At 69.9% G+C, this 22,064-nt stretch carries 18 protein-coding genes and 1 riboswitch; of the genes, 7 read left to right on the top strand and 11 right to left on the bottom strand.

The features are described 5' to 3' along the window. Nucleotides 1-456, top strand: a 456-nt coding sequence (rph, locus tag B4K74_RS09405) for a ribonuclease PH (protein ID WP_286692717.1), incomplete at its 5' end; no start/stop codon positions are given. Here rph and glnD read toward each other — a convergent pair. Beyond that, nucleotides 365-3,178, bottom strand: coding sequence for a [protein-PII] uridylyltransferase (gene glnD / locus B4K74_RS09400; protein WP_286692716.1), 2,814 nt, complete (start codon nucleotides 3,176-3,178; stop codon nucleotides 365-367). The two genes, rph and glnD, sit on opposite strands and share 92 nt — an antisense overlap. 5 nt (nucleotides 3,179-3,183) lie before the next feature. Then, nucleotides 3,184-5,913, bottom strand: coding sequence for a DNA mismatch repair protein MutS (gene mutS, locus B4K74_RS09395; RefSeq protein ID WP_286692715.1), 2,730 nt, complete (start codon nucleotides 5,911-5,913; stop codon nucleotides 3,184-3,186). A gap of 68 nt (nucleotides 5,914-5,981) precedes the next feature. Continuing rightward, a riboswitch (cobalamin riboswitch) is annotated at nucleotides 5,982-6,174 on the top strand. 158 nt (nucleotides 6,175-6,332) lie between these two features. On the opposite strand from mutS, the gene B4K74_RS09390 reads away from it, so the two are divergent. Beyond that, nucleotides 6,333-8,174, top strand: coding sequence for a TonB-dependent receptor plug domain-containing protein (locus B4K74_RS09390; RefSeq protein ID WP_286692714.1), 1,842 nt, complete (start codon nucleotides 6,333-6,335; stop codon nucleotides 8,172-8,174). Here the strand turns inward: B4K74_RS09390 and B4K74_RS09385 are convergent. The 3 genes from B4K74_RS09385 to B4K74_RS09375 form a co-directional block, all read right to left on the bottom strand. After that, the gene (locus B4K74_RS09385; RefSeq protein ID WP_286692713.1) at nucleotides 8,158-9,075 is read right to left on the bottom strand and encodes an aldo/keto reductase; all 918 of its coding nucleotides are present in this window, start codon (nucleotides 9,073-9,075) and stop codon (nucleotides 8,158-8,160) included. The two genes, B4K74_RS09390 and B4K74_RS09385, sit on opposite strands and share 17 nt — an antisense overlap. A gap of 77 nt (nucleotides 9,076-9,152) precedes the next feature. Beyond that, nucleotides 9,153-9,785 carry a maleylacetoacetate isomerase gene (maiA, locus tag B4K74_RS09380; RefSeq protein ID WP_286692712.1) on the bottom strand — a complete coding sequence of 211 codons (633 nt, stop codon included), beginning with the start codon at nucleotides 9,783-9,785 and terminating at the stop codon, nucleotides 9,153-9,155. A 7-nt stretch (nucleotides 9,786-9,792) separates the two neighbouring features. Beyond that, on the bottom strand, nucleotides 9,793-10,458 hold the full coding sequence (locus B4K74_RS09375; protein ID WP_123285881.1) for a fumarylacetoacetate hydrolase family protein: 666 nt from the start codon (nucleotides 10,456-10,458) through the stop codon (nucleotides 9,793-9,795). Nucleotides 10,459-10,615: 157 nt separating this feature from the next. On the opposite strand from B4K74_RS09375, the gene B4K74_RS09370 reads away from it, so the two are divergent. Then, on the top strand, nucleotides 10,616-10,960 hold the full coding sequence (locus B4K74_RS09370) for a DUF883 family protein (RefSeq protein WP_123285880.1): 345 nt from the start codon (nucleotides 10,616-10,618) through the stop codon (nucleotides 10,958-10,960). Beyond that, a complete protein-coding gene (locus B4K74_RS09365) occupies nucleotides 10,960-11,349 on the top strand; it encodes a hypothetical protein (protein ID WP_286692711.1) in 390 nt (129 codons plus the stop codon). The genes B4K74_RS09370 and B4K74_RS09365 overlap by 1 nt, the downstream gene beginning before the upstream one ends. Before the next feature lie 13 nt (nucleotides 11,350-11,362). Here B4K74_RS09365 and B4K74_RS09360 read toward each other — a convergent pair whose 3' ends face one another. From B4K74_RS09360 to gpmA, 6 genes are read right to left on the bottom strand one after another with little or no spacing between them, the layout of a single operon-like run. Beyond that, a complete protein-coding gene (locus tag B4K74_RS09360; protein ID WP_286692710.1) occupies nucleotides 11,363-13,207 on the bottom strand; it encodes a heparinase II/III family protein in 1,845 nt (614 codons plus the stop codon). Beyond that, entirely contained in the window at nucleotides 13,207-13,866 is a 660-nt protein-coding gene (rpe, locus tag B4K74_RS09355) for a ribulose-phosphate 3-epimerase (RefSeq protein WP_286692709.1), read from the bottom strand. The genes B4K74_RS09360 and rpe overlap by 1 nt, the downstream gene beginning before the upstream one ends. 49 nt (nucleotides 13,867-13,915) lie before the next feature. Beyond that, on the bottom strand, nucleotides 13,916-15,145 hold the full coding sequence (locus B4K74_RS09350) for a pentapeptide repeat-containing protein (RefSeq protein WP_286692708.1): 1,230 nt from the start codon (nucleotides 15,143-15,145) through the stop codon (nucleotides 13,916-13,918). Then, nucleotides 15,142-16,413, bottom strand: coding sequence for a pentapeptide repeat-containing protein (locus tag B4K74_RS09345; RefSeq protein WP_286692707.1), 1,272 nt, complete (start codon nucleotides 16,411-16,413; stop codon nucleotides 15,142-15,144). The genes B4K74_RS09350 and B4K74_RS09345 overlap by 4 nt, the downstream gene beginning before the upstream one ends. A 48-nt stretch (nucleotides 16,414-16,461) precedes the next feature. Beyond that, nucleotides 16,462-17,088 carry a bifunctional diaminohydroxyphosphoribosylaminopyrimidine deaminase/5-amino-6-(5-phosphoribosylamino)uracil reductase RibD gene (gene ribD, locus B4K74_RS09340; protein ID WP_286692706.1) on the bottom strand — a complete coding sequence of 209 codons (627 nt, stop codon included), beginning with the start codon at nucleotides 17,086-17,088 and terminating at the stop codon, nucleotides 16,462-16,464. Beyond that, nucleotides 17,085-17,810, bottom strand: coding sequence for a 2,3-diphosphoglycerate-dependent phosphoglycerate mutase (gpmA, locus tag B4K74_RS09335; protein WP_286692705.1), 726 nt, complete (start codon nucleotides 17,808-17,810; stop codon nucleotides 17,085-17,087). Before gpmA ends, ribD begins: the two co-directional genes overlap by 4 nt. Nucleotides 17,811-17,951: 141 nt before the next feature. On the opposite strand from gpmA, the gene B4K74_RS09330 reads away from it, so the two are divergent. The 3 genes from B4K74_RS09330 to B4K74_RS09320 are packed head-to-tail and all read left to right on the top strand — an operon-like array spanning nucleotide 17,952 to nucleotide 22,042. Continuing rightward, complete coding sequence (locus B4K74_RS09330; protein ID WP_286692704.1) at nucleotides 17,952-19,400, top strand: phosphomannomutase/phosphoglucomutase; 1,449 nt, start codon at nucleotides 17,952-17,954, stop codon at nucleotides 19,398-19,400. A 45-nt stretch (nucleotides 19,401-19,445) separates the two neighbouring features. Further along, on the top strand, nucleotides 19,446-20,765 hold the full coding sequence (locus B4K74_RS09325) for an FAD/NAD(P)-binding protein (RefSeq protein ID WP_286692703.1): 1,320 nt from the start codon (nucleotides 19,446-19,448) through the stop codon (nucleotides 20,763-20,765). Continuing rightward, complete coding sequence (locus B4K74_RS09320) at nucleotides 20,762-22,042, top strand: cystathionine gamma-synthase family protein (RefSeq protein WP_286692702.1); 1,281 nt, start codon at nucleotides 20,762-20,764, stop codon at nucleotides 22,040-22,042. Before B4K74_RS09325 ends, B4K74_RS09320 begins: the two co-directional genes overlap by 4 nt. The last annotated feature ends 22 nt before the right edge of the window (nucleotides 22,043-22,064 follow it).

Here is a 22,064-nt window from a genome sequence, read left to right as displayed (position 1 = left end):
CAGGAAATCCAGCGCCTGATCGGCCGCAGCCTGCGCGCCGTCGTCGACCTCAAGGCCCTCGGCGAGCGTCAGGTGACCCTCGATTGCGACGTCATCCAGGCCGACGGCGGCACCCGCACGGCGGCCATCACCGGCGCCTGGGTCGCCCTGGCCTCGGCGCTCGACTATCTGCGCGAGGAAGGGGTGCTCAAGACTGACCCCCTGACCGATCAGGTGGCGGCCATCTCGTGCGGCGTGTTCAAGAACACCCCGGTTCTGGACCTTGATTACGAAGAAGATTCCAGCGCCGAGGCCGATTCCAACTTCGTCCTGACCGGATCGGGCAGCATCGTCGAAATTCAGGCCACCGGCGAAAAGCGGGGCTTCAGCCGCGCGGAGTTTGATCGTCTGTTCGCCCTGGCGCACGGGGGCTGCGAGACGCTCTTTGCCCTGCAGCGTCAGGCGATCGGCCGCTGAGCCGCCCCAGATCCGAGACGTCGCGCACGCTGGCCCGCACCGGGGTGATGGGCCGCTGACCGGGTGACGGATCGGGCAGGCGCGCCCGGTCCAGCACGGCTTCCAGCGTGGCCGCCAGCCGGTCCAGTTTCGCCCGCCGGGTCGGCTTTCGACCCGCCGCATCGGTGACGTAAAAGGCATCGACCGCCCGCTCGCCGAAATTGGCGATGTGGGCGGATCGCAAGGACAGCCCCTCGGCGGCGATGGCGGTCGCCAGTTCCGCCAGCAGGCCCGGCCGGTCGGCGCCCGAGACCTCGATCACGACCGCCTGACTGGCGGCGGTGGTGTCGATCATCACCACGGGCCGGACGTCAAAGGCCGCGCGACGGGCGCTGACGGCGGTCATCACCGTCTCCTCCTCCGGCACATCGGGGGTGCCCTCGGGCACGGCCCGGGCGGCGGCCTCAAGCGACCGGATCAGCCGCTCCAGCCGGCGCGGCTCCGCCTGGCCATAGGGCAGGCCCGCGCCGTCCTGCACCTCGAAGACATCCAGCGCCAGACCCTCGGGCGCCGTCACCACCCGCGCCCCGACGATGTCGGCGCCGGCCCGCGACAGGGCCTGGGCCAGGGCGGCAAACAGGCCGGGACGGTCGGCCGCGGCCACGGCCACCCGGGTTGTCGCCCGCCCCACCGCGCGAGGATGGCGTTCCGCTGCCGGATCGGCGGCCCAGTCGACCAGCACATCGGCGGCGGCGCCGGTCTCGCGCGCCCGGGCGACCAGCTCGGGATAGGCCGCCAGCGGGTCAGGCTCATCGACCGTCTCGCCCTTGAACACCGCCAGCACCCGGCGATGCAGGTCGCGCAGCAGCTGACCCTTCCAGTTATTCCACACGCCCGGCCCGACCGCGCGGATGTCGGCGGCGGTCAGCACCAGCAGCATCCGCAGTCGCTCGGGGTCGCCGACCAGATCGGCGCAGGCCTGAACCGTGTCGGGATCGGTCACATCGCGCTTCTGGGCATAGTCGGACAGGGCCAGGTGGTGCCGCACCAGCCAGGTGACCAGCTCGATGCGCCGACTGTCGACGCCCAGCCGCTCGCACGCCCGCCGCGCCGCGATCGCCCCGTCTTCCAGCTGGCCCCGGTCGCCGCCCTTGCCCACATCGTGCAGCAGCATGGCCAGCATCAGCACCTCCGGATCGGCAATCCGGTGGATGATCTCGGACGCCAGCGGGTGGTCGTCCTTCAGCTTGCCGCGCTTGATGTCGTTGATGATGCCGACGGCCTGCAGGGTGTGCTCATCGACCGTATAGGCGTGGTACATGTTGAACTGGGTCTGGCCGACGATCCGCCCCCACTCCGGCAGGAACCGCCCCAGCAGTCCCGTCTCGTTCATGATGCCCAGCACCCGATAGGGCCGCTGCCCGTGCGCCAGAACCGTCAGAAAGGCGCGGCTGGCCTCCGGGTCGCGGCGCAGGCGCGGGGTCACCCGGGGCAGGGACCGGGTCACGGCGGCAAAGGCGTCGGGATGCAGGTCCAGATCCAGCCGGTCGGCCTCGACAAACAGGGTCAGCAGCCGGGTCGGGTCCTCGTCGAACACCTCGGGCCCGGTCACGCTCAGCCGCCCCTTGTCGACCAGAAACCCGTTTGTTTCCAGCGGCTTGCCGCGCCCGGACCACAGGGCCGACAGGCCGCGCACCAGACCGCCGGCCTTCTTCTGCTGGCGGGCCTCCAGCTGGGCGCTCATGGCCCGGGTCAGGGCCCCGACATCGCGCGCGACCAGAAAATAGCGACGCATGAAGCGCTCGACCGCCGGCTCATCGCCGCGTCCGCGCCAGCCCATGCGCCGCGCCACCTCGGGCTGCAGGTCAAAGGTCAGGGCCTCGACGGGGCGGTCGGCGATGCGGTGCATGTGAATCCGCACCTGCCACAGGAAATCGAAGGCCTCGGCAAACAGCCGCCGCTCGCGCCGGGTCAGCAGATCCTCCAGCGCCGCCTCGCCCAGCGGGCTGTCCGGGGCCAGCCCCCGGGCGATCCAGAACAGGCAGTTGAGGTCCCGCAGCCCGCCCTTGCCGTCCTTGACGTTGGGCTCGACCCGATAGCGCACCGCGCCGACCTTCTGGTGTCGCGCCTCGCGCTCGGCCAGTTTGGCGGCGATGAAGGGGCGCGCATCGGCCTTCTCCACCTGCTGGCGAAACCGGATCAGAAAGGTTTCGGCCAGATCCGCATCACCCGCCAGAGGGCGCGCTTCCAGCAGGGCGGTGCGCACCGTCATGTCCGACTTGCCGACCGACAGGGCCTCGTCCATCGACCGCGAGGTGCTGCCGATCTTCAGCCCCAGATCCCACAGGACGTAGAGCACGAACTCGGTCACCTGCTCGGTGCGCGAGGTCGATTTCCACGGCCGCAGAAACATCAGGTCGAGGTCCGAATGCGGCGCCAGAACGCCCCGGCCATAGCCCCCGACGGCCAGCAAGGCGAGGCGCTCGGCATCGGTGGGGTTGGGGGCGGGAAACAGGTGTTCGGTGGTCACCCACCACAGGCTCTGAACCATGCGATCGGCGGCCCGGGCATACAGGCGAGCCACCTCGACCCCGCCCGCCCCCTGCACCAGACGTTGGGCGGCTTTCGACCGTCCGTTCGACAGGATTTCGGCCAGAATCGGGGCCAGCGCCGCCCGGGGCCGGGCCGTGGCCGCAGCGGCCTCAAGGGCGGCGATGACTTCGGGGTCCAGATCGGGCGCCATCCCGATCAGCGCCGGCCCGGCCTGGCACTGCGCGACAGGGCCTTCAGGCGATACAGCACCTCCAGAGCCTCCCGAGGGCTCAGGTCGTCGGGTTCCAGCTCCGCCAGGGCCTCGACCATGGCGGGCGGGGCCACCGGCGGGGCAGGGGCAGGGGGCTCGGCCATGGCAAACAGCGGCAGGTCGTCCAGACGGCTGTCGGCCTCGCCCGTGGTCTCCAGCTGGTCCAGCACCGCCCGGGCCCGCGCGACCACACCGGTCGGCACCCCGGCCAGCTTGGCCACCTGCACGCCATAGCTGCGGTCGGCAGGGCCGGCGACCGCCTCGTGCAGGAACACCAGATCGCCGTTCCACTCGCGCGCCCTCAGCGACAGATTGGCCAGATGGTCCAGCCGCCCCTCCAGCTGCGCCAGCTCGTGATAGTGGGTGGCGAACAGGGCACGACAGCGATTGGCCTCGTGCAGGGCCTCGGTCACGGCCCAGGCAATGGCCAGCCCGTCATAGGTGGCCGTGCCCCGCCCGATCTCGTCCAGCACAACAAAGCTGCGATCCGTGGCCTGGTTGAGGATGGCGGCGGTCTCGACCATCTCGGTCATGAAGGTCGACCGGCCCCGGGCCAGATCGTCCCCCGCGCCAACCCGGCTGAACAGCCGATCGACCACGCCCAGCCGCATGGCGCGCGCCGGCACGAAAGCCCCGGACTGGGCCAGCACCACCAGCAGGGCGGCCTGACGCAGGAAGGTCGACTTTCCCGCCATGTTCGGCCCGGTGACCAGCGCCAGACGCGGACAGCCCCCGGTCCCCGCCCCATCCAGCCGGCAGTCATTGGGCGTATAGGGCTTGCCTTCGGCCCGTACCGCCGCCTCGACGACCGGATGGCGCCCGCCCTCGATACACAGCTCCAGCCCGTCATCGACCTCCGGCCGGACCGCGCCGACCTCTTCGGCCCATTCGGCCAGCGCTGCGGTGGCATCCAGCCAGCCCAGCGCATCGGCGAGCGCCTGAATCGGGGCCGCCAGCTCGCGCACCCGGCCGCGCCAGCCCTCGAAGGTCTCGACCTCCATGGCCGTGACCCGATGCCCGGCCTGGGTGATGCGCGCATCCAGATCGGACAGTTCAACGGTGGTGAACCGGACCTGATTGGCCAGGGTCTGGCGGTGGATGAAGGGGCTTTCGGTACCGCGCTGCATCAGCGGCTCGGCCTGTTTGGCCGTGACCTCGAGGAAATAGCCCAGCACGGCATTGTGGCGCACCTTGAAGGGGATGCCGCTGTCGGCCACGGCCCGCGCCTCCAGCTCGGCGATCACCCGGCGGCTGTCGTCGCGCAGGGTCCGCGCCTGATCCAGCTCGGGCCGGTGACCGGCCCGGACCAGACCGCCGTCGCGGGCCAGATGAGGCGGATCCTCGACCAGTCCCTCGTCCAGCTCGGCCAGCAGGGCCTGAAGCGCCGCATCCGGCGTCAGCGCCGCCAGCGCCCGCTCCAGATCATGGGGCAGGTCAGGGTCCAGACGGTCCGACCGGCGCGCAAACAGGGCGGTCAGTTCCTGGGCGGTGCGGGTGCCCGCGCGGATCGCCGCCAGATCGCGCGGCCCCCCGCGGCCCAGCACCAGCCGGGTCAGGGCGCGGGCCGTATCCGACGACCCCTTCAGCAGGTCCCGGACCTCGCCACGCAGAGCACGGTGCTCGACCAGCCAGCCGACGGCGTCCAGCGCCCGGTTGATCCGGTCCGGGTCGCGCCCGGGGCGGGCCAGTCTCTCGGCCAGCGCCCGCGCACCGCCGGCGGTCACGGTCCGGTCCAGCGTGTCCAGCAGCGACCCCGCCCGCTCGCCTCTCTGGGTGCGGTCGATCTCCAGACTCAGCCGGGTAGCCGGGTCGATGGCCAGATGCTGGCCCTCGGCCGAGCGGCGCGGCGGCGACAGCACCGGCACCGCCCCGACCTGGGTGGTCTCCAGATAGGCGGCGATCAGGCCCAGCGCCGAAATCTCGACCGGCTCAAAGGCGCCAAAGGCATCCAGCGTCGCCACGCCATAGAGGCGCGCCACACGCTCAGCGGCGGCCCGGGGCTCGGCCAGCGCCTGGGCCAACGGCTGGACCGGCGCATCGGCGGTGGCCAGCGCCTGATCCAGATCGGCATCGCCGAACAGCCGGTCGGGCACCAGAATCTCGGACGGGGCAAGGCTTACGAGGGTCGAGGCCAGATCGCCCGCGTCACAGACGGCGGTCTCCACCGCACCGGACGACAGCTCGACCGCGGCCACGGCGGCCCGGCCGCTACGCAGCGTCACCGCCACCAGCCGGTTGGCCCCGCGCGCATCCAGCAGGCTGTCTTCGGTCAGGGTGCCGGGGGTGACGACCCGCACGATCTCGCGCCGGACCACGGCCTTCGATCCGCGCTTCTTCGCCTCGGCCGGGTCTTCGGTCTGGTCACAGATGGCCACCCGGTGCCCTTGCCGGATCAGCCGCGCCAGATAGCCTTCCATGGCATGGGCGGGCACGCCGGCCATGGCGATGTCCTCACCCAGATGCTTGCCCCGCTTGGTCAGGGCCAGCCCCAAGGCGCCCGCCGCCACCTCGGCATCCTCAAAGAACAGTTCGTAGAAATCGCCCATCCGAAAGAACAGCAGGGCATCCGGCTGGGCCGCCTTGGCTTCCAGGAATTGGGCCATGACCGGGGTTGCGCCCTCTGTGGAGCGCACCGGCTGTTCGGCGACGGGGGGTGGGGTGAGCGGACGGTTCATGCCTCGCCACAGGGTGACGGATCGCGCGCTCCGCCTCAAGCGTCTCTTGCGCACCCGGACCGTCGCTGCGACAAGCGGGACAGGCGGTTAAGGGAACGCGGTCCAAAACCGCGGCTGTGCCCGCAACTGTAGGCGGCCAGGCCGTCGTCCGGTCCGGGAGCAATCCCGGCGTCACTGAGCGGTTTTCGGACGGTTCGGGAAGGCGAGGGCGGCGGCTATTGATCCGCAAGCCAGGAGACCTGGCCGCCGATGTCGCTCGTCTTCTGTCCGGGACCAGACAGGGGCGCGGGGACCTATCCGTCGAAGCGACCCGATCCCAGCGCCGGCCCCTCCTCTCGGAGGGTCGGGATCGGTCGCATCGTGAACCGCCCGTCGCGCGCTGCCGCCGGGCTGACGGAGACTGTCCGATGAGACATTTGATGACCACGGCATCGCTTGCCGTGCTGTGTCTGTGCGCGAGCACACCCGCCCTTGCCCATGATCCCGATCCCGGCGATCCCGGCGATCCGGTCCGGCTGGAGGAGGTGATCGTCACCGCCACCCGACTGCCGCAGCCGGAGGGCGAGACCCCCGGCGCCCGGGTCTTCACCGAGGCCGATATCGAGGCGCGCGGCGCGATCTTCGCCGCCGACCTGCTGGCGGAAGTGCCGGGCGCGGCGCTGGCCCGCACCGGACCGTTCGGCGGCCTGACCCAGCTGCGCCTGCGCGGGGCCAGCCCCGGCAAGACCCTGGTGCTGATCGACGGCGTGCCGGTCAATGATCCGGCCGAGATCAATGGCGCCTATGACTTTTCCAGCCTCAGCCTGTCCGACATTGCGCAGATGGAGGTCCTGTCAGGCCCGCAGTCCTCGCTGTGGGGCTCGGACGCCATCGGCGGGGTGGTCGCCCTGACCACGCGTGAGTTCAGCGGCGTCCGCGCCGATCTCGAGGCGGGCTCCCTGAATACCCAACGCGGCGCGCTGTCCATCGGCCGGGCCGGAGCGCGGGGCGCGCTGGGGCTCAGCGTCTCCGGCTTTCGCACCGACGGGGTCTCGGCCGCCGCCAGCGGCACCGAGGACGATGGCTTTCAGACCCTGACGGCGGGCCTCAAGGGCCGGATCACGCCGCGCGCCGGGGTCGAGCTGGACGGCGGCCTGCGCTGGACGCAAAGCCGCGTCGAGATCGACGGCTATCCCGCCCCCGCCTTTGTGCTGGGCGACACCGACGATGTGTCGAAAAGCGAGGGCTGGTCAGGTCACGGCCGGCTGTCGGTCCGGACCGGCCGGGTGCGCCACCGGCTGATGCTGGCCGCCTCGGAGCTGGAGCGCGAGACCCGCTCGGCCTATGCCAACCGGTTCGAGGCCGACCGCCAGGTCTGGCGCTGGGACACGGACGGCACGGGCGGAGAGGGCCGCCTCACCTGGGCTGCGGGGCTGGAGCGGCGGGCCGAATCCGCCAACCTCGACAGCGGTCTGTCCGACGATCTGGGCACCAGCTCGGTCTATGGCATCGTCCTGTTTCCCCTGACGTCACGCGTCACGATCGGCGCGGCGCTTCGCCATGACGACACCGATGATTTCGGCGCCGCGACCACGGGCCGGCTGACCGCTCATGCCGATCTGAGTGCGGGCTTCGGCCTGTCCGGCGCCTTCGGCACGGGGTTCAAGGCCCCGACGGTCAGCCAGTCGGTCTGTGACTTCTGCTTTTCGGCCGACCCGTTCCCCACGCTAAGGCCTGAACACGCCGAGGGGGCTGAGCTGGCGCTGGGCTGGCAGAGCCCGGGCGGCGGAATCATGGGGCGGCTGACGGTCTATCGCCTGACCATCGAGGACCAGATCATCTACCGCTTCGATCCCGTCACCTTCGACAGCGTCTATATCAATCTGGACCGCACCCGCACCGACGGCATCGAGCTGGAGGGCCGGGTCGTGCTGGGGGCAGGGTTCGATCTCAGCCTGACCTATGGCTGGACCGATGCCCGCGACGAGAGCGATGGGGAGCCGCTGCTGCGGGTGCCGGAACACGCGGGCACGGTGGGTCTGGGCTACAGCGGCGCGCGGTTGAGCGGCCGCCTCACCGTCCGGGCCGAGGGCGACATGCCGGACGCCGGCGGGACGCGCGAGAGCTTCGTCACGGCCGATCTCCACCTTGGCTATGCCCTGACCGATCAGGTCGAGCTGACCGCACGGGTCGACAATCTGTCGGACGCGCGCTGGCAGTCGCTGCTGGGCTATGGCGAACCGGGACGGACCTTCGCCCTCGGGGTCAGGCTGCGCTACTGACGCCGGAAAAGGCGGCGGCCGCATCACCGGTCGCCGCCAGCCGTCCGCCCTGGTCAAATACGGTCCAGTCCAGATCGGGGCGGGCGGCATTGACGGCCGCCAGCAGGGCGCGGGCCTCGGCGGCCGAGGTGACGCAGGCCAGCAGGCTCGAACCCTCGGCCATGCCGGTCAGGCTGTCGGCGGCATAGGCCAGCGCCGCCTGCATCGGGTCCAGACGCGCCTCAGCCAGACGTCGGCGCAGGCGCGACAGCAGCACAATGTCGGAGGCCGAGGCCCCGACCATTTCGTCGGAGCCCGCGAACAGCAGGCCATTGGCCAGCACCGAGGCCAGCTGCACCGCCACTCCCTGTTCGGCGAGCGCCGCCAGCACCCCCTCGCGACGCGTGCGCTGGTCCAGAATATTGAGCGGCAGCTGGATCAGGTCGGGCTGGAAGCGCCGCGCCACCAGCACCGGACTGTCCTCAAGCCGGGTGCGAATGCCGATGCGCCGGAACAGGCCGCGGTCCTTCAGGGCGACCAGTCGCTCCCACAGGGCGCGACCCTCGGCTCCGGCCAGATCACGCACATCGCGGACCAAAAGCACATCGCCGCGCGGCAGACCCAGACGTTCCAGCGAGCGCCGGGCCCGGGCCTCGATCCGGTCGGGACCTTCGCCCGCGTCCAGCGTCGTCACCGACACCTGAAACGGGGAGGGGAAGGGCCAGGCCTGGCACAGGGTGCGCTCGTCATCGCCCTCGGGCCGGGTCAGGATGCGGCGAATGCCCCCGTCGGCGGCGGTCTGCAGCAGCTGGGCCAGACCGGACTCGCGCGACAACGCGCCACCTGCAGCCTCGCGCGGGGCGGCGGGGACCACGGCGAGCGCCAGCTGGGCGGCGGGAGGGGCGGAAATCTCTGAACTCACCCGACGATACTGACGCCCAATGCTTAAGGTCGCCTCACCGAGAGTTTGCCAGAACCTTACCGCACGCCGTTTTGTGGTCAGTCCGCGTCGGGCTGCCGGTCCGGGTGGGCGGCGATGAATGCGGGGTGATCGGCCGCCGCCGTCTCGATCGCCAGAAGCCGGGGAAAGGCCTCCAGCGGCACACTGAACCGCCGCGCGGAATAGATCTGCGGGATCAGATAGCAGTCGACCAGACCCGGCGCCTCGCCAAAGCTCCAGCCCCGCCCGTGGCGGGCGACCAGGGCCTCCAGCGCCTCGAAGCCGGGCGTGATCCAGCGTTCGGCCCAGCTGTCGACGGCGGCCTGATCGGCTTCGAACTGACTGCGCAGAGCCTTCAACACCCTGAGATTGTTGAGCGGGTGGATGTCGCAGCCGATGACGGCCGCCATGGCCCGCACGGTCGCCCGGTCCATGGCTGTCTCGGGCAGCAGGGGCGGCCGGGGATGGCGCTCTTCCAGCCACTCCAGAATTGCCGGGCTCTGCACCAGCACCCCCTCGGCCGTCTCCAGCGCGGGGACCATCCCCTGCGGGTTCAACGCCCGATAGGCGTCGGACGTCTGCGCCCCGGTCCGCAGGTCGATGCCATGCGTCTCATAGCTCAGCCCCTTGAGATTGAGGGCAATACGGGTCCGGTAACTTGTGCCGGAACGGAAATAGCCGTGCAGGATCATGAAAACCTCAGGTCCGGGGCGGTCCCATGGTGAAGGACAGGGGCGCAAGGCCTTCTATCACAGCCTCGATGCGGTCGCCGGTCTGAACCGGGCCCACTCCCGCCGGCGTGCCGGTAAAGATCAGGTCGCCCGGGCCGAGGTCCCACAGCCGCGCGGCCTGCGCGACAATCTCATGCGGGGCCCAGATCATATCCGATAGACGCGCCGCCTGACGGACCTCGCCATTCACCGACAGGCGGATGGCCGACGACGCGTCCGGCCCGGACCCAAGCGTCAGGGCGCCACACGGCGCCGACTGGTCGAACCCCTTGGCGGCATCCCAGGGGCGGCCCTTCGCCTTGGCCTCGGCCTGCAGGTCGCGTCGGGTCAGGTCACACCCGACCGCCCAGCCAATGATGTCCGCATCCTTGCCCAGCGCCAGCACCAGTTCGACCTCATGATGCAGATTTTCGGTCATCGAGGGAAAGGCCGGATGGCCCCCGTCGGTCACCAGCGCCATGGCCGGCTTGGAGAAAAAGAACGGCGCCGGCCGGTCCGGATCGGCCCCCATCTCGCGAGCATGATCGGCATAGTTCTGGCCCACACACAGAATGCGTCGGACGGCATAGCGCTGGTCGCCCCCCGTGACGGGCAGGGACGGGGTCTCGGGGGGAGGGATCAGCCACTGGGTCATGGACCGAGGCTTAAGCCCGGACCAAGGCCTCCGCAACGGGCGGCAACGCCCGCCACACCACCCCGCCTATGCTGCAATGCGGGAACCCGCTGGCGTCGGTGGCGTTGCCACCCTATATCTCATACTATCGTCAAGCTTACAGACCGGGAGCGTCACCATGGCCACCACAAAGGCCCGCGAAGACATCAAGAACGACCTGAAAACCCTCAAGGAAGACATCAAGGTGGGGGCTCGCGAAGAGGGCGAACGCCTGCGCGCCCGCGCCGAGGCCGCCGAGGCCCGTCTGCGCAACAAGGCCGATGAAGTCCGCGGTCAGGCCGAAGCCTATTATGAGCAGGCCCGCGTACGCGGCCGTGAATATTATGACGATGCCGCCGAGCGCTTCGACGAAGCCCAGCGCTATCTGGTCGAACGGGTGCAGGAGCGCCCGATGCAGTCGACCGGCATCGCCCTCGGCATTGGCGTCGTGATCGGCATGCTGATCGCCGGTCGTCGCCACTGATGCTGGGACGCGGACTCGTCAAAAAGGCCGTCGCCATTGCGGTGGCGGCCGGGGCCGCATTCGTTGCCGTGCTCTGTCTCGGGGCGGTGGTCTTCTTTGCCCTGTCCGTCGTGATCGTGCCCATGGCGGCAGCGGCCGTGACGTTCCTGCTGTTCGCCCTGGCGGCACTCGCCGTGGTCATGGTCTTCCTCAAAAAGGCCGAGGGCGACGAGGAAGAAGACGAGTCCAGCCTGACCGACGGCCTCGCCGGTCGCGCCTTCCTGCTGTTTCGTAACCGGCCGATCCTGGCCTCGGTCGCGGCCCTGGCGGGCGGGTTCATCTTCCTCCGGAACCCGGCGCTGGCCACCATGGTGGCAGCAGCCTTCACCGAAAAGAGCCGTCATCGCTGACGCGACGGCGGCCCTATTCCACTACCGGATCGCCTGACGCGCCCGCGGGATTCAATTTCCAGCGGATGCGCGTTTCTGCGTCCGTGCGGGCCGATCCCCGGACAACGATCTGCAGGGCGCGCCGGGTCTGACCCTCGACGCTGTGAACCGAGGGCTCGATGGCGACATCGGGCCCATCGGTGCGGAACCACCATCCCCGTCCGGAATGCCCTCTCAGCAGGATCGAGCGACGGTCGCGGGCCAGCGACGCCTGGACGCCCGGCTCCAGCTGGAACCGCACGGCATAGGGGGCGGCCAGGACCGGCGGCGGACTGGGGGCCTGGTCAGCCGGGAACAGCCGTTCCTCGGCACGCAACTCATCCAGCCGTTGATCGAGGTACAGACGCCGCTGGTGGGCCAGACCCGTCAGCGGCGCCCAGCCGTGATGCTGGGCCTCCAGCCACAGGGCGCCGTCGCCCTGTCGCTCGTCGTGCCGCACCGCATAGGGGCGGGTCAGCAGCCGCGGCCCAAGAAGCTCGGCCTGCCATCCGCCCAGCGGCTCACCCAGCGAGGTCTCGCTGAGCGTCAGGGTCGAATGGCCCGGTGTCAGCCTCAGCCCCTGACGCTCGAACGCCCGGGGGGTCCAGCCACAGCCGGTGATCAGCCGGTCGCGCCCGCAGACGATTTCCAGTGCCAGCGGCTGGGCGCAGGCCGCCTCGGTCCATGGCCCGCGCGGCGGTGCCTCGACGTCGATCACCAGATTCAGCAGCGGGCTGCGCATCCGGGCCAGACCCCCGACCGGGGGCTGGGACGGCGTCGAAGCCGTGTCGGTGGTCGGCGCAATTCCGGCCGCCGAGAGGGCCGCCGCCACACGTGCCGGGGTCGAGACCCCGCCGCCATGAACCCCCGGCAGGCGACCGTCGGGCATCACCAGCGCCTGGGTCGCGAGCGCCAGTTTCTGAAGGGCGGTCTCGACAGCCTCCGACACCGGTTCGGACAACTGCGTCAGCCCGTCCTTCAGCATCAGCAGATCGAACAGCAGCTCCAGCCCCGCTTCAGGGCTGCGCGACATATGGGCGCCGTCGGGCCTCAGCGTCCGCGACAGGGCGCGCGGCAGCCGTTTCAGGGCGCGCCGACGCAGGCGCGCGCCGGACATACCTGCGAGCGCACATCCGGTGACCGCCACGGCCACGGTCCGGGTCGCCGCCCCGCTGGCCGGTCCCGGTGGGCGCAACAGCTGACGGGCTTGCCGCGCGACCAGAACAGCCAGCTGACCCCGCCCCACATCATCGGCCACGGCCCCCATGCGGCGAAGCGCCGGGGCCAGATGCAGCAGTCGCCGGGCCATCCGGTCGGGGTCCCAGGCAAAGGGGGCCCAGCGGTGAAACACCCGTCCCCAGGCCAGCGTCAGCCGCAGAGCTTCCCGCGCCCCGGCCTCGCCCTCGTGCATCAGGGCAGGCAGCCAGTCGAAACTGTGCAGCGCCTCGGCAAAGCCGCGCGACGGGCTGGCCCGGTCCCACGGGTCCTGCGGGGCGGGTACATCCAGACTGATCCCGGCCAGGGTAAAGCGCCCCTGCAGGATGGGTTTGCCGGCGCCGGGGGTCTCAAGCGGGCGAAAATCTCGGGGCGTGGCGGCAAAGGCCGAGGGCTTCAGCCCCCAGGGCCGACCTTTCAGGGTCTGGCCATAACCGGGAAGGCCATACAGCTCGATCCAGATCTGGCGCGTCATCAGGCGACCGATCACCAGCGGCCAGATGCCGACCCCGGGACGCGCGCCTGACGGCCTGACCGGCGTGCGGGGCGGTGCCCCGCGCAGCCCTGGAATCTGGCCCTCGGGAACCGAGGCCTCGGGCTTGGCGAACGGGCCGATCCCCGCCATCAGTGACCCTTCAGCGCCGCGATATTATCGGCATAGGTGGACGGCCCTCCGCGGAATACGGCCGTGCCCGCCACCAGCGCATCCGCCCCTGCCGCAACACAGTCTGCGGCATTGTCCGCCGTCACCCCGCCATCGACCTGCAGGGTGGCCTTCGAGCCCGCGGCATCCAGCCGCTGGCGGACCCGCGCGATCTTGTCGAGCGAGGCCGGGATGAATTTCTGACCGCCAAAGCCCGGGTTCACCGACATGATCAGCACCAGATCGACCAGATCGATGACCTCGTCGAGGATCCCGACAGGGGTGCCCGGGTTCAGCACCACCCCCGCCCGGGCGCCCAGTTCCCGGATCCGGCCCAGCGTCCGGTGCAGGTGCGGCCCGGATTCCGGATGCACGCTCAACACATCGGCCCCGGCGTTGCGATAGGCCTCCAGCCACGGATCAACAGGGGCTACCATCAGGTGCACATCGAACGGCAAGCGCGTGTGCGGGCGCAGCGCCTTCACCACATCCGGGCCGATGGTCAGATTGGGCACGAAATGGCCGTCCATGACATCGACATGGACCCAGTCGGCACCGGAGGCCTCAAGGGCGGCGACCTCCTCGCCCAGCCGGGCAAAGTCAGAGGCCAGAATGGACGGACAGATCAGGGGTGCGCTCATGGCCCCGGGATAGGCCGACCCCTGCGTGGGAGCAAGACCCCCGAAGGCCTCAGGCGGCGGTGCGGCGGATCGTCAGGCTGGCGCGCTGGGCGTCGCTCAGCACGGCTTCGTCCAACCGGGCCCCGGTCAGGTCGGCCCGCTCCATCACAGCCCCGGTAAAGTCGGCGGCGACCAGACGCGCGTATCTGAGGCCCGCATCCGACAGATTGGTCGGCATCGACCGTCCCCCGCCCAGCGGCAGGGCGGCCAGGATGGCGCCGTCCAGATCTGCATGGCTGAGGATCGCGCGCATCATCCGGGCCCCGCGCAGGTCGACACCCCTGAGATTGCAGCCCCGCAGGTCCGCGCCTTCCAGATTGGCCCCCTGAAGCGGCACGCCGGACAGGTCCATTCCGACCATACAGGCCCCCTTGGCATTGAGGGCGGGCAGTTTCAGCCCCTTCAGCCGGGCGCCCAGCGGACGAAGATCCTTGCCCTCGAAATTGGCCGGAGCGCCCAGGACTCCGCCGCTCTCGGCCCAGGCATTGGCGTCCAGCGCCTGTTCCAGCAGGGCATCGGCCTCGGTGATCGCCTCCAGCGTCGGTTCGCGCAGACAGCCGGTCATGTCGGTCCGTTCCGTGCGCGCCGTATCGAAGGCCACATGGGTCAGGATCGCGCCGATCATGCGGGCGCCCGACAGATTGGCTCCCCCGACGTCGGCTCCTTCCATCAGGGCTCCCGACAGATCGGCGTCCTTGAGGTTGGCGCGCGTCAGGCGGGTGTCCTTCATGGCGCAGTCGGTGAAATCGACCTTGAAGGCGCTGAATCCCTCCAGCGTCGCCCCGTTCAGCGTGGCGCCGGTGAAGGAGGCGCCATCGGCATTGCCCTGATGGGTCTCGTGCTTGACCGAAGACAGGCCCTTGGTCGCGTGGGGTACGGCGATCACGCCTTCGCGGAAATCCGCCTGGGTCAGGTCGGCGCGCGCCAGATCCGCCCCCCGCAGGCACGCCCCGCGCAGATCGGCCTTCACCAGCTGGGCGCTGCTCAGATCGGCTTCGCGCATGTCGCAGCAGAACAGGACAGCACGGTTCAGCCGCGCGCCCGACAGCCGCGTGCCCCGCAGCGAACAGCCGGTGAAATCGGCTTCCTCCAGATTGCGTCCCGCAAGATTCAGCCCGTCCAGCGCCATGAATTTCAGCGACAGGCGCCGCCCGCCTGCGCGGCCTTCGACAAAGCGCTCATGCGCCATGACCAGCATGTCCACATCACCTTGTCCGAGGGCGCGGCGCGTGAAACTCATGCAGGCATTCCTTCAGAATTCAGGCCCAGCGCCCCGGTCAGGACGGCCTCGGACAGATCGGTCAGTCGCATCTGGCATCCATGCAGGCGCGCCCGGCTGAGGTCGGCTCCGGCCAGTCGCCCGTTTCGCAGGTCCGCGCCAGAAAGGTCCGCCCCGCGCAGGATGGCGCCGGTCAGATCGGCGGGCAGGATACGGTCGGCGGACAACAGCAGCGGCCCCAGCTGGGCCTGCCGCAGGTCGGCGCCGTTCAGCCGCGCTCCAGCCAATCGCGCCCCGCGCAGGTCGGCTCCCCGGAGGTTACAGGCCCGCAGGTCAGCCCGCTCCAGATGGGCGCCCTGCATCTGCACCCCCTCCATATCGAGACCGTAGAAGATCGCCCCCCGGGCCGACAGGGCCGTCAGATTCAGGCCCCGGATCGACTTCAGCGAGCGCAAGTCGACGCTGTCGAACACGGAAGGCTTACCCTCCCGGCCGTCGGTCTCGCACCACAGGGCATGGTCGCGCAGCATGTCGGCGGCCGGCAGGCGCGACACCGGATCGCCCGAGGACCGGTCGTCCGTCAGGCTGCCTTCCATGCGGGCGCCGTCCGTTCGCCACGACTGACGGTTTACGCCGACCAGCACGGCGTCGCGCAGATCAGCCCCGGACAGGTCCGCGCCCGACAGATCCGCTCCGGCCAGATCGGCGCCCCTGAAGCTGGCCTGCTTCAGATTGGCCCGCACCAGTTTGCAGTCCTTCATCACCGCATCGGTAAAGTCTGCGGCCACGGCCACCACCCCCGTCAACCGCGAGCGCTCCAGATTGGCCCCGGCCAGACAGGCGCCATTGGCCTGGGTCTCATGGCGGGCCCGGGCCTCGATCACGCGAAAGCCCACCCGGGCATCGGCGGCGGCGATGGTGCCTTCGCGCAAGTCCGCCTCGAACAGATCGGCCCCCGTCAGATCGGCCCCGCGCAGGCAGGCCCCGCGCAGATCCGAGCGCCGCATCGACGCCTCGGCAAGTATGACATCCTGCATGTCCGCGCCAAAGAAGGTGGCGTTGTCCAGCCGCGCCCCCGACAGGTCACAGCCGGTAAGGTCGGCGGCGGAAAAATCGGCATCGGCCAGATTGCGACCCTTCAGATCCAGCCCGCTCAGGTCCATCCAGGCGAACACCGCCCGTGCCCCGCCGGGCCGGGCCTGCCACAGGCGATCGTGGCGGGCGCAGATCGCGTCCACCTCGCTCTGGGTCAGCCGTCGCCGTGCGACAGGTTCAGCAGCCTGGGCCATGGCCGCACGCTGACACGATTACGCTTAAGGAAGGTTTGCTGTCCGGCCTCAGACCTTCAGCAGGCCCTGCTCTTTCAGACTGTCGGCCAGCTCACCGGCCGACACCCACACCCGGGTATAGCCGGCCTCGCCCAGCCGGCTCAGCTCGCCGACCAGATCGGCGCGCGGTGAGGCGGTGAAGCGGGCATCAAAGCCGTCCCCCGTCTCGCTGATCCGCACCAGCGGACGGCCGGTCTCCAGCCGGTGCAGAAAGCCTTCGCACAGCGCCAGCGCCTCATCGGCCATCAGGCCGGTCTCGACCTCAAGGCCCGCCTGACGTAGCCGCTCCGTGCCCCGGCCCGAGGCAAAGGGTGAGGGGTCCAGCGCGGCGATCACCACCCGCGCCACCCCGGCCTCGGCCAGGAAGTGGGCGCACGACTTGCGGCCCGAAGACCGCGCGCCGCAGGGCTCCAGCGTCACATAGGCGGTCGCGCCTTTCGCCTTGTCGCCGGCGGCGGGAACCGCCTGTTCCTCGGCGTGGGGCCTGCCGCCCTGGGCCGTGGCGGCCTCGGCGACCACCTCGCCGTCGTTGACCAGCACACAGCCGACCGCCGGATTGGGCCAGGTCTCGCCCATCCGCGCCTGCGCCAGTTCTATGGCGCGGGCCATATGGCGGGCGTCGTCAGGCGCGCTCACGCCTGTTTCTCCGGCAGCGGCGGAAGGTCTGCGGCGCGTCCCGTATCCAGATAGCGGGCGTCGGTCGGCACCAGATCGCCGTCCAGGTCGATCTCCAGCGGATTGCCGGTCGGAATCTCGACCCCGACGATCCGGTCATCCGGCACGGCGAACAGATGTTTGACAATGGCCCGCAGCGAATTGCCGTGGGCGACGATCAGCACATCCTCGCCCGCTTTCAGGCGCGGCGCGATCTCGGCATCCCAATAGGGCAGCACCCGATCCAGGGTGGTCTTCAGGCTCTCGGTATCCGGGATGGTCTGGCCTTCGTACAGCGGATCCCCGGCAAAGCTGTGCGGGTGGTCGTCCTGCATCGGCGGGGGCGGGACGTCATAGCTGCGGCGCCAGATGCGGACCTGATCCTCGCCGTGCTGCTCCGCCGTCTCGGCCTTGTTAAGGCCGGTCAGCCCGCCATAATGACGCTCGTTCAGGTGCCAGTCCCGCACGATCGGCACATCCTTCAGCCCCGCCGCCGACAGCGCCAGATCGCCGGTCCTCAGGGCCCGCTTCAGCACCGAGGTGAACATGACGGCGGGGGTGAAACCGGCCTCAGCAATCAGCGTTCCGCCCTTTCTGGCCTCGGCCTCGCCCTGGTCGGTCAGGTCGACATTGACCCAGCCGGTGAAGCGGTTCTCGAGGTTCCACTGGCTCTGGCCGTGACGCAGAAGGACGAGGCGGGGCATGCAGATCTCCGGATGACGAGGGTTTTCGCCTAGGCTGCCCCCGGGCAGGGGTCAAGCCGGGCCGGGCGCGCGCACCATTTGATCGGGGCGTCGCTTTCCCCCTATAGGCCTCCGCTGTTACTTGCCCCCATGAGGTGTCTGATGCCCGGCCTGATCGCCCCGACCGGCTTTCGCGAATATGATGCCCGCTGGGTTCTGGGCTCCGATCTCGACCTTCAGGGCGTCGAAACGCTGGGGCTGGCGCTGGCCACGCTTTTGCACGAGCTGGACAGCCCGCGACTGGTCACCGGCCACGACTTCCGCAGCTATTCGGAGGAGGTGAAGGCCGCCCTGATCCGGGGTTTGGTCACGGGCGGGGCCGAGGTCCACGACATCGGCCTCACCCTGACCCCCATGGCCTATTTCGCCCGCGAGGCCCTCGGTGTTCCCGCCGTTGCCATGGTCACCGCCAGTCACAACGAAAACGGCTGGACCGGCGTCAAGATGGGGGCGCATCCGCCCTTCACCTTCGGCCCCGAGGAAATGGCGCGGCTCAAGACGCTGGCGCTGGACGGCGGACGGATCGAGAGCCCCGGCGGGCGCGTGATCGCCGTTCAGGGTTTTGCCGACCGCTATCAGGCCGAGGTCGCGTCCGGGCCGACACTGTCGCGGCCCATCCGGGTGGTCGCTGCCTGCGGTAATGGCACGGCGGGGGCCTTTGTGCCCGAGGCCCTCCGCCGGATGGGGGCCGAGGTGATCGAAATGGATACCGACCTCGACTGGACCTTCCCGCGCTATAATCCGAATCCGGAAGACCGCGTCATGCTCGACGCCATGGCCGAACGGGTGCGCGAGACGGGCGCCGACCTGGCGCTGGGGTTCGACGGCGACGGCGACCGGTGCGGCGTGGTCGATGACCGGGGGCACGAAATCTTCGCCGACCGCATGGGGCTGATGCTGGCGCGCGATCTGGTCGCCGATCATCCCGGCGCGACCTTTGTCGTCGATGTGAAGTCGACCGGCCTCTACCGAACCGACCCCGTGCTGGCGGCCGCAGGCGCGCGCGTCGCCTATGGCATGACCGGCCACAGCCATATGAAGCGGGCGGTCGCGGCTGAAGGCGCGCTGGTCGGCTTTGAAAAGTCCGGCCATGTCTTCTTCGCCCCGCCGCTGGGCCGGGGCTATGACGACGCCCTTGTGTTCGCACGCGAAATTCTGCGCCTGCTCGACCGGGCGGGCGGGCGTCGTTTGTCCGAGCTCGAATCCGACCTGCCGCCCGCCTTCACCTCCCTGACCATGAGCGCCCACTGTCCGGACACGGAGAAATATGCGGCCGTTGAGCGGGTCAGCGACGCCTATCGCGCGCTCGCCGAGGCGGGCGGAACTGTGCTGGGCTGCCGCATTCGCGATCTGGTGACCGTCAATGGCATCCGTGTCGAGCTGGAGGACGGCGGCTGGCTGCTGGTCCGCGCCTCGTCCAACAAGCCGGAACTGGTGGTGGTGGTCGAAAGCCTGACGTCAGAGGCCGACATGCGGGCGCTTTTCCATGAGGAGGTCAAGCCGCGTCTGGCCGCTCATCCCGAAGTCGGCGCCTGGAATCAGGAAGTTTGACCGCACCCGCGCAGCGGTCCATTAGGCCCTCGACCGGGAGGACGGGTGACCAGTTCAAGCGACCAGATCGTCATCGTCGGCGGCGGATTTTCCGGCGCCATGGCGGCCGCGCGTCTGGCGGAGCAGGGTGTGACCTCGACCCTGATCGATGCGGGCGGCGACTTCGGCCTCGGCGTTGCCTATTCCACGCCCTTCGACGGCCATTTGCTGAATGTACGCTCGAACCGGATGAGCGCGATCGAGGGGCGCCCGGACGATTTCGTCGACTGGCTGGGCCGTAACCACCCTGACCACGCCGACCCGGAAGGCTTCGCGCCCCGCCGCCTGTATGGCCTCTACGTCCAGGACCGACTGAGGGCGGTCGAAGCGTCCCATCCCGGCTGGATCATCCGGGTGCAAGGCCGGGCCGGGGCGATCGAGGGCACGACGGTCGTGCTCGACGACGGCCGGCGCGTTTCGGGTCGGGCCATCATGCTGGCAACCGGCAATCCCGCGCCCCGCACAGCGTCGGCGGACAGCCCGAGGATCATCGCTGACCCGTGGGCGCCCGGCGCGCTCGACGGGATCCGCGGCGACGACCGCGTCGCCATCATCGGCACCGGCCTGACCATGGTCGATATGGCGGTCTGGCTGCAGGCACGGGGCTGGCGCGGACCGCTGTTCGCCCTGTCCCGACGGGGGCTGGGCCCGCGCGCCCATCATGATCACCCTGAGGCCCCCCTGCCGGTCTCGCCCCAACTGGCTGACGGCCCGGCCTCGGCGCGCCTGTCTGCGGCCCGGCGGCTGGCGAAGCAGGGTCAGTGGCGGGCACTGATGGAGGGGCTGCGCCCGGTTACCAGCGATCTGTGGCGCGCGGCGGACGCCGCCACCCGCGCCCGCCTCGTCCGACACCTGCGCCCCTTCTGGGATGTGCACCGCCACCGGATTGCCCCCGCCATTGCTGCAGAAATCCAGACCCTGACCGACGCCGGGCGGTTGACGGTCGTGGCAGGGCGGGTGGTCTCATTGGCGCCCACTGGCGATGGTGTGACCCTGACTTTCCGGCCCAAGGGCGCAACTGTCACGCAAATGGCAGAGGCCGACTGGCTGATCGACTGCACCGGCCCGGGCCACGACCCGGCCCGCGATCCCCTGACCGGTCCGCTGATCGCCGCCGGTCGCGCCCGGCTGGATCCTCTCGGGCTTGGGCTTGATCTGGATGAGGCGGGCCGGGCGTTAAGGTCAGACGGCACCCCCGACCCCACGCTTATGGTTCTGGGCCCCCCCGCCCGCGCCACCTTCTGGGAAACCGTCGCGGTCCCCGATATCCGCCAACGGATCGAGGTCCTGGCAGGGACGTTGGCTGACCAAGGAGTATCTGCATGAGCCACCACAAATCCCGCACCCTCGCCGGTCGCGATCTGGCCCCCGAAACCCTGATGATGGGCTTCGGCTATGATCCCACCCTGTCCGAAGGGGCGATCAAGGCGCCGCTGTTCCAGACCTCGACCTTCGTCTTCAGATCGGCCGAGGACGGCAAGCGCTTCTTCGAGGTCGCCTATGGCCTCCGCGAAAAGGAGCCCGACGAGGCGCTGGGTCTGATCTATTCGCGCATCAACAACCCCAACCTCGAAATCCTCGAGGACCGACTGGCGGTCTGGGATAAGGCGGACCGGGCGCTGGTCTTCTCCAGCGGTATGGCGGCCATTTCCACGGCCATGCTGGCCCTGACCCGTCCCGGCGACACCGTCCTCTATGCCGCCCCGGCCTATGGCGGCACCGAATATCTGTTCGACCGCATCCTGCCCCGCTATGGCGTCAAGGTCGCCCAGGTGCTGGCCACCGGCGGCACCGAGGCCCTGAAACAGGCCATTCGCGAAACGGCCGCAAAGGCGGCGGAAGGCGGCGGGCGTCTCGCCGTCGTCTATCTGGAAACCCCGTCCAACCCGACCAATCAGGTGGTGGATATCGCCGCCGCCGTGGCCGAGGTGCACGGTCTCGGTCAGGCCGACCGGCCCATCGTCGCCGTCGACAACACCTTCCTCGGCCCGCTGTGGCAGCGCCCGCTGGAACTGGGCGCCGATCTGTCGCTCTACTCCCTGACCAAATATGTGGGCGGCCATTCCGACCTGATCGCCGGCGGCTGTCTGGGCTCGGCCGAGGTCATGGCCCGAATCGCCGAGATGCGGACCATCTGTGGCACCGCGACCGACCCTCATACGGCCTGGCTGCTCAGCCGCAGCCTCGAGACCCTGCACCTGCGGATGGAGCGGTCCCAGGACAACGCCCGGATTCTGGCCGAGCGCCTCCGCGCCCATGAAAAGGTCACCGATGTGCTGGTCGCCGGGGGCGGTGCGGGCGAACAGCGCGCCATCTTCGAGGCCCAGTGTCAGGGCCCTGGCTCGACCTTCTCGATCCGGCTGAAGGGCGGCGAGGCCGAGGCCTTCCGCATGCTGAACGCCCTGAGGCTGTTCAAGCTGGCCGTCAGCCTCGGCGGCTCCGAAAGCCTGGCATCCCATCCGTCCAGCATGACCCATTCCGACTATTCGACCGAGGCCAAGGGCCGCTGCGGCATCGGCGACGACCTGATCCGCCTGTCGGTCGGCGTCGAAAACGTCGAGGACCTGTGGGTCGACCTCGAACAGGCCCTCGCTGCGGTCTGACCTAGCTGTCGTTTCCAAGAAG

This window comes from Brevundimonas sp. UBA2503, assembly GCF_002341485.1.
Taxonomy (GTDB): domain Bacteria; phylum Pseudomonadota; class Alphaproteobacteria; order Caulobacterales; family Caulobacteraceae; genus Brevundimonas; species Brevundimonas halotolerans.
Note: the sequence above shows the minus strand (reverse complement) of the source record. Positions and strands in the feature narration are given on the sequence as shown.

Excerpts from the sequence above, each read along its gene's own strand:
- B4K74_RS09370 (WP_123285880.1), top strand. The coding sequence starts at position 10,616 with ATGGCCACCACAAAGGCCCGCGAAGACATCAAGAACGACCTGAAAACC.
- maiA (WP_286692712.1), bottom strand. The coding sequence starts at position 9,785 with ATGATCCTGCACGGCTATTTCCGTTCCGGCACAAGTTACCGGACCCGT.
- gpmA (WP_286692705.1), bottom strand. The coding sequence starts at position 17,810 with ATGCCCCGCCTCGTCCTTCTGCGTCACGGCCAGAGCCAGTGGAACCTC.
- B4K74_RS09360 (WP_286692710.1), bottom strand. The coding sequence starts at position 13,207 with ATGGCGGGGATCGGCCCGTTCGCCAAGCCCGAGGCCTCGGTTCCCGAG.
- rpe (WP_286692709.1), bottom strand. The coding sequence starts at position 13,866 with ATGAGCGCACCCCTGATCTGTCCGTCCATTCTGGCCTCTGACTTTGCC.
- B4K74_RS09330 (WP_286692704.1), top strand. The coding sequence starts at position 17,952 with ATGCCCGGCCTGATCGCCCCGACCGGCTTTCGCGAATATGATGCCCGC.
- B4K74_RS09390 (WP_286692714.1), top strand. The coding sequence starts at position 6,333 with ATGACCACGGCATCGCTTGCCGTGCTGTGTCTGTGCGCGAGCACACCC.
- B4K74_RS09365 (WP_286692711.1), top strand. The coding sequence starts at position 10,960 with ATGCTGGGACGCGGACTCGTCAAAAAGGCCGTCGCCATTGCGGTGGCG.
- B4K74_RS09375 (WP_123285881.1), bottom strand. The coding sequence starts at position 10,458 with ATGACCCAGTGGCTGATCCCTCCCCCCGAGACCCCGTCCCTGCCCGTC.
- B4K74_RS09345 (WP_286692707.1), bottom strand. The coding sequence starts at position 16,413 with ATGGCCCAGGCTGCTGAACCTGTCGCACGGCGACGGCTGACCCAGAGC.
- mutS (WP_286692715.1), bottom strand. The coding sequence starts at position 5,913 with ATGAACCGTCCGCTCACCCCACCCCCCGTCGCCGAACAGCCGGTGCGC.
- B4K74_RS09350 (WP_286692708.1), bottom strand. The coding sequence starts at position 15,145 with ATGAGTTTCACGCGCCGCGCCCTCGGACAAGGTGATGTGGACATGCTG.
- B4K74_RS09320 (WP_286692702.1), top strand. The coding sequence starts at position 20,762 with ATGAGCCACCACAAATCCCGCACCCTCGCCGGTCGCGATCTGGCCCCC.
- glnD (WP_286692716.1), bottom strand. The coding sequence starts at position 3,178 with ATGGCGCCCGATCTGGACCCCGAAGTCATCGCCGCCCTTGAGGCCGCT.